Raw genomic sequence first — 310 nt, 5'->3', positions numbered from 1 at the left:
TTCGGCTTTCGTCATGGCTTTTGAGCTCTGCTTCCTGCGCCTGCCTGTTGCCGCCGGCGATGCAGGAGGCGACGCGCTCGCCGAAAAGCTCGCCAAGCGTCATCGTGTTCAACGTCGTGGCGGCGATGCCGCTCAGCGCCGCGATGCTGTCGTTGGCGCTGACGATGCGGCTGCCGTCGCAGACGATGAGCCCCTCCACGGCGGCATTGGCCAAGCCGTGCATCCGCTCGGCCTCGACCTTGTGGCGGCGGAAGCGCAGATCGATGCGCAGCGCCGCGGCCGAGAGCACCAGGATGACAAGGCTCGCCGC

Annotated in this window: 1 protein-coding gene; it reads right to left on the bottom strand. The window is 67.7% G+C overall.

Features of this window, described 5'->3' with window-relative positions:
• A partial coding sequence (locus EN869_RS33960) for a PAS domain-containing protein (protein WP_348640386.1) occupies positions 1–310 on the bottom strand: 310 nt, incomplete at both ends.

The organism is Mesorhizobium sp. M2D.F.Ca.ET.226.01.1.1 (assembly GCF_004022705.2).
GTDB lineage: Bacteria > Pseudomonadota > Alphaproteobacteria > Rhizobiales > Rhizobiaceae > Mesorhizobium.
Note: the sequence above shows the minus strand (reverse complement) of the source record. Positions and strands in the feature narration are given on the sequence as shown.